Source organism: Acinetobacter sp. YH12112 (assembly GCF_013418945.1).
GTDB lineage: Bacteria > Pseudomonadota > Gammaproteobacteria > Pseudomonadales > Moraxellaceae > Acinetobacter > Acinetobacter indicus.
The window spans coordinates 16,191-30,501 of record NZ_VPBA01000022.1 but is presented as its reverse complement, the minus strand read 5'-3'; the positions used below and the strand labels follow the sequence as shown (position 1 = coordinate 30,501).

Annotated in this window: 12 protein-coding genes and 1 tRNA gene; 2 read left to right on the top strand and 11 right to left on the bottom strand. The window is 46.2% G+C overall.

Features of this window, described 5'->3' with window-relative positions; translation table 11 throughout:
* Positions 1-72 precede the first annotated feature (72 nt).
* The 10 genes from lptB to FTU50_RS09485 form a co-directional block, all read right to left on the bottom strand.
* Positions 73-816 carry an LPS export ABC transporter ATP-binding protein gene (gene lptB / locus FTU50_RS09530; protein ID WP_180069692.1) on the bottom strand — a complete coding sequence of 248 codons (744 nt, stop codon included), beginning with the start codon at positions 814-816 and terminating at the stop codon, positions 73-75.
* A complete protein-coding gene (gene lptA / locus FTU50_RS09525) occupies positions 816-1,382 on the bottom strand; it encodes a lipopolysaccharide transport periplasmic protein LptA (protein WP_005178815.1) in 567 nt (188 codons plus the stop codon). The genes lptB and lptA overlap by 1 nt, the downstream gene beginning before the upstream one ends.
* On the bottom strand, positions 1,372-1,914 hold the full coding sequence (gene lptC / locus FTU50_RS09520; RefSeq protein ID WP_005178816.1) for an LPS export ABC transporter periplasmic protein LptC: 543 nt from the start codon (positions 1,912-1,914) through the stop codon (positions 1,372-1,374). Before lptC ends, lptA begins: the two co-directional genes overlap by 11 nt.
* Positions 1,915-1,954: 40 nt before the next feature.
* Positions 1,955-2,494: an HAD family hydrolase gene (locus tag FTU50_RS09515; protein ID WP_005178818.1), complete on the bottom strand. Its 540-nt coding sequence runs from the start codon at positions 2,492-2,494 to the stop codon at positions 1,955-1,957.
* A gap of 3 nt (positions 2,495-2,497) precedes the next feature.
* Entirely contained in the window at positions 2,498-3,475 is a 978-nt protein-coding gene (locus FTU50_RS09510) for an SIS domain-containing protein (RefSeq protein ID WP_163145708.1), read from the bottom strand.
* A 309-nt stretch (positions 3,476-3,784) separates the two neighbouring features.
* Positions 3,785-3,860 (bottom strand) — tRNA-Gly (locus FTU50_RS09505).
* A gap of 65 nt (positions 3,861-3,925) precedes the next feature.
* The gene (gene cysS / locus FTU50_RS09500) at positions 3,926-5,347 is read right to left on the bottom strand and encodes a cysteine--tRNA ligase (protein ID WP_075166903.1); all 1,422 of its coding nucleotides are present in this window, start codon (positions 5,345-5,347) and stop codon (positions 3,926-3,928) included.
* Between the two features lie 127 nt (positions 5,348-5,474).
* Positions 5,475-6,236, bottom strand: coding sequence for a lysophospholipid acyltransferase family protein (locus FTU50_RS09495; protein ID WP_180069689.1), 762 nt, complete (start codon positions 6,234-6,236; stop codon positions 5,475-5,477).
* Positions 6,237-6,246: 10 nt separating this feature from the next.
* The gene (locus FTU50_RS09490) at positions 6,247-7,362 is read right to left on the bottom strand and encodes a beta-ketoacyl-ACP synthase III (protein ID WP_016659123.1); all 1,116 of its coding nucleotides are present in this window, start codon (positions 7,360-7,362) and stop codon (positions 6,247-6,249) included.
* Between the two features lie 30 nt (positions 7,363-7,392).
* A complete protein-coding gene (locus tag FTU50_RS09485) occupies positions 7,393-11,367 on the bottom strand; it encodes a DUF3418 domain-containing protein (RefSeq protein ID WP_180069687.1) in 3,975 nt (1,324 codons plus the stop codon).
* A 467-nt stretch (positions 11,368-11,834) separates the two neighbouring features.
* On the opposite strand from FTU50_RS09485, the gene ahpC reads away from it, so the two are divergent.
* Together ahpC and FTU50_RS09475 are read left to right on the top strand one after the other, a co-directional pair.
* Positions 11,835-12,398, top strand: a complete 564-nt coding sequence (ahpC, locus tag FTU50_RS09480) for an alkyl hydroperoxide reductase subunit C (RefSeq protein ID WP_005178834.1) — start codon at positions 11,835-11,837, stop codon at positions 12,396-12,398.
* A 156-nt stretch (positions 12,399-12,554) separates the two neighbouring features.
* A complete protein-coding gene (locus FTU50_RS09475) occupies positions 12,555-13,031 on the top strand; it encodes a hypothetical protein (protein ID WP_180069685.1) in 477 nt (158 codons plus the stop codon).
* A 47-nt stretch (positions 13,032-13,078) separates the two neighbouring features.
* Here the strand turns inward: FTU50_RS09475 and FTU50_RS09470 are convergent, their stop codons facing one another.
* Positions 13,079-14,179: a putative zinc-binding metallopeptidase gene (locus tag FTU50_RS09470; RefSeq protein ID WP_180069682.1), complete on the bottom strand. Its 1,101-nt coding sequence runs from the start codon at positions 14,177-14,179 to the stop codon at positions 13,079-13,081.
* Between the last annotated feature and the right edge of the window lie 132 nt (positions 14,180-14,311).

Genomic DNA, 14,311 nt, shown 5'->3' with positions numbered 1-14,311 from the left:
TTTTGTTAATTATAAAACGCTTTCAGGATAAAACACATACAACAAATAACAATTATATGTGTTTTTCACCAACTACACCCTAAAATCTTCACCTAGGTAGACCTGTTTCACAGTTTCATTTTCCAGAATTTCCTGTGGAGTTCCTTCGGCAATCACTGCACCTTCACTGACAATATAGGCACGTTCACAAATTGCCAATGTTTCACGCACGTTATGGTCGGTAATTAATACACCAATTCCGCGATCTTTAAGGGTACCAATAATATCTTTAATATCCCCGACAGAAATCGGGTCTACCCCGGCAAAAGGTTCATCCAGCAACATGAATTTCGGATCGGCAGCCAAAGCACGGGCGATTTCTGCACGACGTCGCTCACCACCCGATACACTCATGCCCAGTGAATCTTTAATATGGGTAATTTTAAAGTCGGCCAGCAGTTCGGTTAAACGTTGCTGACGCTGCTGCTTGTTTAAGTCTTTACGGGTTTCCAGAATCGACATGATATTTTCAGCAATGGTCAGTTTTCTGAAAATTGACGCCTCTTGTGGCAGGTAACCGATGCCTTTGCGCGCACGTTCATGCATGGCCAGGTCAGATAAATCCAGTTCATCCAGATGAATTTCCCCCTTGTCCATACGCACCAGGCCAACCACCATATAGAAGCTGGTAGTTTTACCTGCACCATTTGGGCCAAGCAAGCCGACAATCTGGCCACTTTGCATACAGAAAGAAACATCTTTCACCACCCAGCGCTTACTGTAGTTTTTGGCCAGGTGTTTGATTGTCAGAGTTTGTGGCTGTACGACCTGATCCATTAATCGCGTGCTCCCGGGAATGATTTTGAACTGGATGGTGGAATCACAATCTGTACGCGACCTGAAGATGATCCGGTGTTGTTTGGCGTACCAATGGCTTCAATATCGCCTTTGTTCATACTATAACGCAAGGTATTGCCGCGAATACTGGCCCCATCCTGCTGTAAAAATGCCCCGCCCGACAAAGTAATAATACCGGTTTCCGCATTGTAGACAATTTTCTGCGCCTGACCTTTGGCCAGACCTTTATTCGGGTCAGTCTTTTGCTGGAACTGTGCCGGACTACCATTGGCGGTAATGGTGCTGATTTCTTTTTTACTGTTCAGATTGGCCACAATTGAATTGGCCTGCAAGCGCATTGTGCCCTGCTCGATAATCACATTACCGGTATAGGTGGTAATACCGGTACGCTCATTAAATGTCGCACGGTCAGCCACCAGGGTAATTGGCTGGTTCCGGTCTGAAGGCAAGGCCCAGGCTGTAGCTGAGGACAATACTGCCAAACCTACAAGCGCGGCTTTCTTCAGGAAAGTACGAGGTGTTGCAAGCTTCGGATTAACGTTCATATGTTCCTCGAATATTAAAAAATTCGTATTGACCATCATTCAAATTGGCTTTCAGTCCTTGGCTTACAAATTCAGCTTGTGGAGACTGCACCATCACCTGTTTATCGGTTTCAATTTCCCGACTGTCCGGATAGCCCGTCAATTCTGTCGTCTGCAGTTCTAATTGACCTTGCGCTAAAATTTTGGTGGCACGCACCTGGTCAGATAACACCACTTTTTCATTGTCATTATAGCCATGCGCCTGCTTGGCATAAAAAGTGGCATCAACTTTCCCTTCTTTATACATCGACGCATTCAGGTTCTGTAATTGAGAGGTCTGCTTTTGCATATCCTGCTCTAAACGGTCAACCTGAGCGCGAACATATAAATTCCCCTGTTCATCGGTTTGAGTCAGATTAATCTGCTCCGCCGTATAGGTCATACTTCTGGAACCCTCGGTATCCAGTTTATTGCCCTTACCGCTGTAATAGTAATAACCACCACTTACAGCTGCAATTGCAATCGCAGTAATATATAAAACTCGGGTATCCATAAGTGGGGTTTTAACTCAACTCAATCAGAGGAATATCTTATTAATGAGGGATCGCGGTATACTTTTCAAGTAACTGTTCGTATACGCCTTTTGACATTAGGATCATATCGCAAATTTCACGTACCGCACCGCGGCCACCCTGCGCCTGAGTCACCAGATCAGCACGACGACGCACTTCAACATGACCATTCGGCACCGTGACTTTCATTCCAGCAATAGCAAAGGCAGATAAATCTGGCCAGTCATCACCCATATATAGGCAGTCTTCTGGTGCCAGATTCAGCTGGGCACAGGCTTCACGTAAAGCCACGCCTTTATCTTCACGACCCTGATAAATCAGATCGACGCCCAAGGCATTCATGCGTTTTTCAACAATATGACTGGTACGCCCGGTAATGATGATGACTTTCACCCCGGCCTGCTGCACCAGTTTCATGCCCAAACCATCACGAATATCAAAGTTTTTAATTTCGTCACCGCTATTGGTTAAGGTGACAAAGCCATCACTTAAAATACCATCGACATCTAAAACCAAAGCCTCAACGTGACGCGCCTGTTCCAATAAAATATACGATGCCATTTTTTAATTTACCCCGGCCTGAATCAGGTCATGCATACTGATCACACCAATCACCTGATGTGCATCATTGACCACTACGAATTGATTAATTTTTTTATCGCGTAACTGTGCCAGTGCTTCAACCGCACGGGCTTCCTGAGAAATGGTCGCAGGCTGCTTGGTCATGACTTCAGCCACCGGCAGATGAATATCAAAGCCCTGCTGTTTGTCGATTAAACGGCGCAAATCACCATCAGTGAAAATCCCCAATAAGGTGTCCTGTTCATCCACCACCGTGGTCAGACCCAAACGCTTGTCGGAAATTTCATACAGTACTTTGTTCATTGGTGTTTCTGGCGCGACTTTTGGCAGCTCGGCGCCAGTATGCATTAAGTGTTTGACATGCAACAGCAAGCGTTTACCCAAAGCACCCGCAGGATGGGAACGGGCGAAATCATCTGCGGTAAACCCACGCGCATCAAGTAAGGCCACAGCCAGTGCATCCCCTAGGGCCAATGTCGCGGTCGTGCTCGAAGTCGGTGCCAGACCCAGCGGGCAGGCTTCCTGAATGTTCCCTAACGTTAAAGCCACATCGGCATTTTGTGGCATTGGTCCGCTATCATCTCCGCTAATGGTAATTAACGGTACTTGCAGATGTTTGATCAGCGGCATCAGCATCATGATTTCATCACTTTTGCCAGAATTGGAGATGGCAATCAGCACATCACCCCGTACCAGCATACCCAAATCGCCATGTCCTGCTTCGCCCGGATGCATAAAGAATGAAGGTGTACCGGTCGAGGCAAAAGTCGCCGCCATTTTACGGCCAATATGCCCGGATTTCCCCATACCGGTGATCACCACACGGCCTTTACATTGCAAAATAATTTCGCAGGCGCGGCTAAAGCGCTCGTCAATTTGTGTGGCCAGTGTTTGCAGAGCTTGTTCTTCTATACGCAAGGTACTGAGCGCCACACCTTGAAAATCAATCGGGTTTGACATGTTTTCAGAATTCAAATTTTTAACCTTCGTTCAGGGCTGAACGGTCTTCATTCAAGCAGAAATTAATTTTCGCAATTTTAGCATATCTATGCAAATGTCACGTTTTTAAATGTATAAGATTTCACACGATTTCTTCATGATTCCGCCTGTTGTTGATAAACCACAGCACAGGAAGATGGTGAACATCAATCTCATTTTTTAGTTCAAGCAGTTAAGCTAAGTTTGAGTGTAAATAATGGATAATGTTTCATATCTGGATAAAAACGCATAAAAAAAGCCTCAATCATTTGACTGAGGCTTTTAAAATTTTGGAGCGGGAAACGAGACTCGAACTCGCGACCCCAACCTTGGCAAGGTTGTGCTCTACCAACTGAGCTATTCCCGCAATATGGAAGTGCATTATAGAGAGTTTCATACAACTGTCAACTCTTTATGCTTCCAAGTGGTGATTTAATCAGCACGACGCCAAACGGTACCCTGACGGGTATCTTCCAGCACCACGCCCTGATCCAGCAAAGACTGACGGATTTCATCGGCACGAGCAAAGTTTTTGTCTTTTTTGGCATCTTTACGCTGTTGAATCAGATCTTCAATCTGTTCTTCAGATAAACCAAGTGCATCCTGACCAATGTCTGACTTCAGGAATTCATCGACATTGTGCTGTACCAGACCAAGAATATTGGTCAGATGACGCAAGGTGGCATAGAAGATTGCTGCCTGTTCGGCATTTTCTTCTTTCACCGCGCGGTTCAGTTCCTTGTTGACTTCAAACAGCACCGCAATCGCTTCCGCGGTATTGAAATCATCCCGCATTGCGGTATTAAAGCGTTCGACCAATGTGTCATCTAGCGTTTCCACCAGTTTATCGCCATACACGGCCTGATAGGCTTTAAATGAATGATAGAAGCGGGACAGCGCTGTCTTGGCTTCTTTTAGTGCCACATCCGAGAAGTTCACCGGGCTACGATAGTGTGAAGACACGATGAAATAACGGATCACTTCCGGATGGAATTTCTCCATCACATCCCGAATGGTAAAGAAGTTACCGAGCGATTTTGACATTTTCTCGCCATCGACATTAATAAAGCCCACATGCATCCAGTAATTAACATACTGCTCACCGGTAGAGGCTTCAGACTGGGCAATTTCATTTTCATGATGCGGGAACATTAAATCTGAACCACCACCATGAATATCAAAATGATTGCCCAGGCAGCAGGTCGACATCGCCGAACATTCAATATGCCAGCCCGGACGACCTTTGCCCCACGGTGATGGCCAAGCCGGTTCATTTTCTTTGGCATGTTTCCAGAGCACAAAGTCAAATGGATGTTTTTTCTCTACTTCGACATCGACACGCTCTGAAGCACCAGCCTGCATATCTTCCAGTTTACGACCGGATAAACGGCCATATTTTGCAAATTTTTCAACCTGGAAATAAACATCACCATTTGAAGCCGGATAAGCGGTGCCCTTGTCAACCAGATTGCCAATCATGTTTTGCATCTGGTCGATATAGTCAGTGGCACGCGGTGCTTCATCCGGAGCCAGACAGCCGAGGTTTTCTGCATCTTCATTCATGGCCTGAATAAAGCGGTCGGTTAAAGCGGTAATACTCTCGCCATTTTCATTGGCACGTTTGATAATTTTGTCGTCAATATCGGTGATATTGCGTACATATTTGACTTTCCAGCCCTGACTCCGCAAGAAACGGATGATGTAGTCAAATGCAACCATGACACGCGCGTGACCAATATGACAGTAGTCATACACGGTCATACCGCAGACATACATGTCGATCTGTCCATCGACGCGTGGCACGAATTCTACTTTTTTGCGCTGCTCTGAGTTATAGAGAACAAATGGTTGCATAGCTGTTCAAAAGACTTCAAATAAAAGGATGGTTCATCTTAACCTAAGCATTATTTTTCATAAAGTTTTCTCGTTATTTTTATCAAAAATCACTTATGCGGGCTTAAACTCAGGCACAACCCGGCTATTATGAGGATGAGTGCCCAGTTGAACGGGCTTTTAGCTGCGCTAAGCTCTGGTAAATTTGCTGAGCGATTTCCTCTCGCAGCGTGGTCAAATCTTCAGAACCTAATCTCTGCCCGACCTCTACCGGTGGCAAAAACTGAAAATAAAAAGGTACCCGTTTGGGAATCAGGTGTTTGGGTAACGAGGGAATCACATCACCATGACGTAATAATTTATCCAGTTGAGGGACTTTGAGCAGTTTTTGAAACAGGCGATGCTGCACCACGGTTCTGGCATCAAAACCAAACTCGAAAATATCATCGGGGCCAAAGGCAGCAAAAGGAAGAATGTTGTACTGAAATTCTTGCGCCAACTGTAAAAAGCCGTAGCGCTGCTTCCAGATCAGTTGATACTGCTCGCCCGGATGTTTCAGCACTTCACGTCCGCCGCCCGGAAAGACCAGAATCGAATAGCCTTGCTGCATCAAGGCACGCACATATTCACGCTGGCCATCGACTGCACCGAACTTTTTGACAATATCGCGCCAGATCGGCAAATAAAAATGGCTGTGGTCGGCAATACTGACCACAGCCACCTGATGTTCATTGAACAGATAATCAATAATGACGGGGGCATCAAAAATCCCGTAAAGGGAATGATTGCCCACATACATGGCAGGTCGGGATGCATCAATATATTCACTGCCTAAAAAGGTCGGCGTGAAATAGCGTTTAGATAAGGCGCTCAGCGTCTTGATCCATTTTGCATCATGCTGGACCTGCAATCTCTGCTCCTTAAACCACGTGTTTTTGTACCAGGATACAGCCCACAGAGTAGCCAGCACCAAATGAACATAACACGCCATATTCGCCATCATTCACTTCATGCGCAGTACGATGCAAGGCAATGATGACCCCGGCAGATGAAGTATTAGCAAACTCATCAAGAATAATTGGCACCAACGCCGGATCTGCTTCCGCAGCCGCTTTACCGACCACCAGTTTCAGAATCAGTTCGTTCATGCTGGCATTGGCCTGATGCAACCAGAAACGTTTTACATCGGCTGGTGCAATCGCATTTTTCTCCAGCTGCGCGGTAATCATTTTCGCAACCAGTGGGCACACTTCTTTAAAGACTTTACGGCCGTCCTGACGGAAACGCTTGTCATCAATATCGGCATTTTCAGACAGATTCAGGAAACCAAAGTTATTACGGATGTTGTTCGAGAACTGGGTAAATAACTGGGTATCCACAATTTCAAAACCGGTTTTGCTGTCGGTGTCTTCAATAATTGACGCAGTGGCAACATCACCAAAAATAAAGTGGCTGTCACGCGAACGGAAGTCATTGTGTGCCGATGTAATTTCGACATTCACCAGCAAGACACGGCGCGCACCGCTTTTAATGGCATCATACGCCTGTTTTAAACCAAAGGTTGCTGCTGAACAGGCCACGTTCATGTCATAGGCATAGCCCTGAATCCCGAGTGCAGTCTGAATTTCAATGGCCACCGCCGGATAGGCACGCTGCATATTCGAGCAGGCCAGAATCACCACATCAATGTCTTCAGCCGTAACACCGGCATTTTCCATTGCCTGTTTGGCTGCAATTACGCCCCACTCGGCCTGAAGCGAGATTTCATCATCAGCGCGTTCTTTTAAATGTGGACGTAAACGGTTTGGATCAAGCAGACCGGTTTTCTCTGACACGTAGCGACGTTTCACGCCAGAGGCTTTTTCAATAAATTCTGCACTTGAGCCACGGCGTGCTTCTAACTCGCCCGCTGCAATTTTGTCAGCATTGGCCGAGTTATACTGTTCCACATAAGCATTTAAACTTTCAACTAACTCTTCATTGGTAATGACATCTTCAGGATGGAATAAGCCCGTACCGGTAATGCGAATGCCCATGTAAAACTCCTTTTTGAAATTCTCTCTATCTTAACCGATTCCCAGCTTTTCCCATACTTTTTGTAGCCGGTTTGGCGAAATTGGCATCTTGGTCTTCATTGGCTGCGAGAATAACGAAATACGTAATTCCTCCACCATAAAGTACAATTCTTTCAAGCGGCTGTCATTTTTAAACTTGAACAGTTTGTCCATCCACGGATCAATCTGCACAATGGCGGCATCATCACGTTGCAGGTTATTCGGCAAACGTTCCATACGCAGCACCAGCGCTTTCAGATAACGTGGATATTCGCTCCAGACGTCTGCTGGCTTGCTATACACGAAATCGGCCAGGTTCATGAGGTCCAGCTGATCTTCAATATCATCCATATTTTTGGCAAAGACCGATTCATCCAGCATCAGCAGTTTACGGCGGATATCTTGCCATTGAATATAAATCTCATTAAAACTGAGCAGCGCTTTCTGTCCATGGCTGAGGAATGATTTTTTTACCTCAAGTAGCAGCGTTTGGAACTGTTCAGCGTTGACTGGCAAGTCATCAATTGACATCTGCAAGGTGGCATAGACCAGCATCTGTTCCAGCTGTGCTTTATCGCCCAACGGAGAATAAGCCAGCGCCAGCGGTTTAGAAATCTGTTTTTTCAGCTGGCGGATTAAATCACCCAACTGCATATGAATCAGACGAATCACCCCGGCTCGATGCTGCTTAATTGCCTCTGCCTGATCATTAAAGGTTTGAATCACCACACCGGATTCATCTTTCTGTTCCAGCGCAGCAAAGTCTTTGGTCGGTACCAGCGCCTGATACTGCTTGACCACCACACCCGTGACTTTTTGCGAGGCTTCAAACACAAAGTTGTCCGGGAAGGTTTTAAATTCACCTTTCAGCTGTTTCACCGGACTATGGGTTTCAGTGCGGCAGCGGGCTTTCAGCTCACTCAGGTCACGGCCCTGCTCGATGACCCGGCCTTTTTCATCAATCACTTTAATAAACGGCAGCAGATACTGATCGACCCGTTCAAAGCTAAAGTCTTTTTCAGTGATCTGATCGCCGCGCAGCTGAAAAGCCAGGAAGCTGAAAATATGCTCACGCAGATGCGTCGCGTCAATTCGTGCAGTCAGTTTGCGCGCGGTATCCGGAATTGGCACCAGATTACGGCGTTTATCTTTCGGCAAGGCTTTAAGCAAGGCTTCAATCAGCTCTTCACGCCAGCCCGGAATTCCCCATGACCAGATATTTTCATCGACCTGAGGCAAGGCCTGAACCGGAATTTTTACCGTTGCGCCATCTTCATCATGGCTCGGGTCAAAACGGTAGCTGGCCGCCAGACGCAATTCGCCATTACGCAGATAATCCGGGAATTGCTGCGTGGTCGGGCGATCATTCAGCCACAAGGCATCATCATCAACAAATAAATAACGTGGCTCTTTCGGCTCGACGGTCGCGCGCCAGTCTTCAAAAGAACGGCGGCTGGCCACATCTGTCGGCACTTTTGCGGCATAGAACTGATAGATGGTTTCTTCATCTACCACCAGATCGCGGCGGCGCAGCTTGTCTTCGACCCGCTCCACTTCTTCCAGTTTGAGTAAATTATGCTTTAAGAACGGCGGCATAATTCCCAAGTTACCGGTAGTCAAGGCATCGCGCAGGAAAATCTCATGCGCCGCCGGCTGATCGACCTTTTCATAATTCACCTGACGTTTCGGTTCAATGATTAAACCAAACAGTGAAATCTGATCATAGGCATTGACCACTCCGGCTTTTTTCGACCAGTGCGGTTCAAAATAATGATGTTTTAACAGATCACGCGCCGCCAGAAGAATCCACTCCGGCTCAATTTTGGCCAGGGTCCGCAAATACACCTGCGAGGTTTCCACCATCTCAAAAGCCATCACCCACGGGGTATTGGTCTTATGCAAGGTTGAGGCCGGGAAAACCCGCGCTTTTTGCTGACGCACTGCCATAAACACATTACGTTCATCGGTTTTATTGGCAATAAACGATAACAGTCCGGTTAATAAAGCCCGATGCAGATTTTCATAACTAGCTTTCTTTTCATTGAAAGACAGTTTTAACCCCTGTGCCAGATCGACCAGCTGCTCATGGGTTTTCTTCCATTCACGTAAACGTAACCAGCTCAGGAAATGGTTACGGGCAAAGCTTCGGCGCTTGTTTTCACTCAAGTCACGATTGGCCAGCAAGGCATCCCAGAGTTTGAGATAAAACAGGAAATCGGAATCGGCTTCACGGAACAAGGCATGTTTTTGATCGGCCTGCATCTGTTTGTCGGCCGGGCGTTCCCGTGGGTCCTGCACCGCCAGTGCCGCCACAATTACCAGAATTTCATTTAAGGCACCAAAATGTGCCCCGCCCAGAATCATCCGTGCCAGACGCGGATCAATCGGCATTTTTGCCATTTGATAACCAATCTTGGTGAGAGAATCTCCCTTGCCTTGAAGTCCTCCTTTCGTAAAGGAGGATTTAGGAGGATTAGTAGAATCTCCCCCAACCCCTCTTTTAGACAGAGGGAGATTATTATTTTCGTCAGTCGCTTTAGACGGGTTCGCTTTCTTCTCCGTCATTGCGCCAAGCTCAATCAAAAGCTTGCGGCCGTCATTGACCAGTCGATGATCTGGCGGCTCGATAAAATCAAAATCTTCCAGCGAACCAAGGCCCAGACTTTGCATCTGCAAAATCACCGAAGCTAAGTTGGTGCGCTTAATTTCCGGTTCGGTAAATTCCGGACGGCTTAAGAAATCTTCTTCCGAATACAGTCGGATACAGACACCCGGCGCAATACGACCACAACGGCCTTTACGCTGGTTGGCTGCGGCTTGCGAAACTGCTTCAATTGGCAGACGCTGTACACGTGAACGATAGTTATAACGTGAAATCCGGGCAAAACCACTGTCAATCACATAGCGGATATTCGGTACAGTTAACGCCGTTTCCGCGACGTTGGTAGCAATAATAATCCGTCGGCCACCGCCCGATGGATTAAAGATTTTCTGCTGCTCGGCCAGGGCCAGACGTGCATATAGCGGCAACACTTCCGTATGGCGCGGGCCATGCTTGATCAAGGTTTCCTGTAATTCACGAATTTCCTGCTCGGTGCTGGCAAACACCAGAATATCGGCATGTTCAGGATGACCTTTTTCCTGTGCATCGGCAAAGCATTCTTCCACCGCCTGCACCACTGCACGCGGCAGGTTTTCTTCAAAGTCATCAAACTCATCATCATCACTGCCGCCAATGCTCAGTTCGGAAATGGGACGGTAACGTACCTCAACCGGATAGCTGCGCCCTTCGACTTCAAAAATCGGCGCGCCATTAAAGTAATTGCTGAAACGGTTTACGTCCAAAGTCGCTGAGGTAATGATGACTTTGAGATCTTTACGCCGTGGCAACAGCTGCTTTAAATAACCCATGATGAAGTCAATATTCAGGGAACGTTCATGCGCTTCATCAATAATAATGGTGTCGTATTTGCTTAAGTAACGGTCATTGGCCAGCTCTGCCAATAAAATACCATCAGTCATTAAGCGGACAATTGAATCCTGCGAGCCCTGTTCATTAAAACGGACTTTAAAGGAAATGGATTCACCAAGTTTTTCACCGACTTCTTCGGCAATCCGCTGCGAGACACTGCGCGCGGCCAGACGACGCGGCTGGGTATGACCAATCAGACCGGTTAAACCGCGCCCGGCCAGCATGGCAATTTGCGGCAACTGGGTAGTTTTCCCCGAACCGGTTTCCCCCGCCACAATAATCACCTGATGTTTTTGAATTGCCTCAACCAGCTTGTCGGCGTATTGGGTGACCGGCAAATCCTGATTCAGTTTGATGTTTGGAATACGGCCCAGGCGTTCCCGAACTTTCAGATTGGATTTTTCAAATAGCTCAGAATATTGTTTTTCATTTGCATCTTTTCCTTTACGCAGTCGATTTAAACGATGACGGTCACGCGCCATAACGAGTTGATCTACATTTAAATGACTCTGCACAGAACAAGATTCCTAATTTAAATAAAAAAATATCAATCGGCTATTTTACGCTGTAATGACAGCCAGCGGAAGAATCCGCCCATGAAATGAACGAACAGACCCTCCAGCCTGTCTGCTTTTGCAGCGAATCCGCTGTCCGCAAACTGAGTACGGTGGCTTCTAGATTGTGACGATGACGAACATTTCCAAGCAGTCTGCCTAAAAATAAAAAATATTTTTGCTTTACCCTTGAATTTTACCGAGCTTGACATCATGTTTGATGAGGAATGAAAAAGGTGTACTTTTTAATTGTCATGTGGTCATCATATTTTTCGGCTACATAATAATACACACCGCCTGAATATGGCTTAAACAATCATCAATTCGGTTTTTCCGATGGTGGTAATGTAAAAATACCATTTCAGCAATAAAGCAAATTTCTATAATCTAATTGAAATTCAAAACAAACCTCAATCATGGAGACAATGATGAGCTTAATTAATACTGAAGTTAAACCATTTAAAGCAAATGCCTACCACAACGGTCAATTCGTTGAAGTAACTGAAGCTGATCTTAAAGGCAAATGGTCAGTTGTATTCTTCTACCCAGCTGACTTCACTTTCGTTTGCCCAACTGAGCTTGGTGACCTTGCTGACAACTACGCTGAATTCCAAAAATTAGGCGTTGAAATCTATGCAGTTTCTACTGACACTCACTTCACGCACAAAGCTTGGCATGATTCTTCAGAAGAAATCAAAAAAATCCAATACGTAATGGTTGGCGACCCAACTTGGACACTGTCTAAAAACTTCGAAGTATTAATTGAAGCTGACGGTCTTGCTGATCGTGGTACTTTCGTCATCGATCCAGAAGGCAAAATCCAGATCATCGAAATCAATGCGGGTGGTATCGGCCGTGACGCGCAAGAACTTCTTCGCAAAGTAAAAGCTGCTCAATACGTTCACGCTCACCCAGGTGAAGTTTGCCCAGCAAAATGGAAAGAAGGCGACGCAACACTTGCTCCTTCAATCGACCTAGTTGGTAAAATCTAATCTGTATTAGATTAAACTGATTGAAAAAAACCACGCTTGATCGCGTGGTTTTTTTATTGATGCGCTTACATTTTTACTCAATTTTAGCTGCTGTAGATTCTTTTTATTTTCATCTGCGTTGATTAAGCTACTGAAAAATGCGCTATGGATAGACCGATGAAAACCCTATTAATTGCAGCCTTATTCACCACCCTGTCCCTGCCGGCCTGGGCTGATGTGCAGTGTAGCGACAGCTTAAAAGATCATTCGATTTCCGACAATATTTTCATTGGCAAGCAATGCACCTTAATTAATGTGCAGGTCGATGGTAATGTCATGCTGGCTGATGGTGCCAAAGCCATTCTCCGGAACAGCCATATTGATGGCAATCTGGAATCCAAAGGCCGTTTTGCACAGCTGGTGGCGACCAATAACCGCATTGAAGGCAATATTCAACTGGAACGCGGCAAGCTGACCCAGCTGCACAATAACCGTGTAAATGGCAATATCCAGCTCAAAAACAATCGGGGTACGCTCAATATTAGCCGTAATCAGGTCGATGGCAATCTGGAATGTGAAAATAATGCGACACCACCGGTGGGCGGACGTAACACGGTACAGGGCGATAAAACAGGACAATGCCGCCGTTTATAAGGTGGGATGGTTTTATGATAGATGAGGGTTTGAGAATGGATCAAGCATTAACCATCTACAGGAATTGGATTGTCCGAAACTGGCGGCAAACCATGAATCACCTGATGAATCAGCTGTAATTTTTCCATCACCTTCGGACTAATCACAAAGGGATAAAAATCTTCCTGCCCCATACTCCGATTCACACTATTCATGGCAAAAGCCACTGGCAACCAGGCCTGAAAAATCTCGTTAAAATCGGTCAAAAAATACGGATTTTCACGTTGCTTGAAGTACATAAAATGCTGCTCTTCATGCACAATTTGCGGATGAATACTCATGCCAAAAGAAGTTGCCGTTTCCAGCACATCAACAATATGTAAATAATGCACCCAGCTTTCCGCCCAGTCTTCCCACGGATGCATGGTGGCATAGGCACTAATATAGGCATCCATCCAGTTGCTCGGCGCACCGTGCTGATAATAATCCTTCACCGCCTGCTGATAACAGGCGCGTTCATCCCCAAACAGTTGCTGAAATTGCGTCAGATAATCACTGTTGGCCACCAGAACATCCCAATAATAATGGCCAATTTCATGCCGAAAATGCCCCAACAAGGTCCGGTACACTTCGGCCATATTCTGCTTGGCCATCATCCGCTCGACATCATCGGCTTCGGCAATATTTAAAGTAATCACCCCGCTGGCATGACCGGTCATGACTTTGGGAGCACGATCATCATTCGGATTGGCCTTAAAATCAAATACCAGCCCACGTTCAGGACTTTCCAGCTTGCTCAGTAAAGGTAAATTCCAGCGCAGCAAGGCATAAACCAGACGATGCTTGGCCAGCTCGATTTTTTGCCAGCGGCAGTAATATTGCGGCTGGTTTAAATCCGGGATAATCCGGTTTAAACGGCAGGCCGGACAAAACTGCTCCGGACTGTCAAACGGAATAATCCAGTTACAGACCTGATGCTGATGATTCTGGCAAAAACGGTAAGCCTTTTGCGTGACCACTTCAACAAATTCCCCTGCCTGCTGGCCCGGTTGCAACGCCAGCATATGCATATATTGCGCATCAAAACCTAAATGATGCTGGCACACGGTACACTGGGTATTGTCGAAATAAATCGGATGCTGACAATAACTGCACTGAAAAAGTTGCATGAAAATGGTTCAGTCGATTGTTTTTATTACAGAGATGCCGCTCAGCTTAGAAGATTCTGATTTTTCTGAGTGTAGTTTTTTGCAGTGAATGTTTAGTGTTGCTGCAACCGTGGTGCAGATTGTCCCCATACG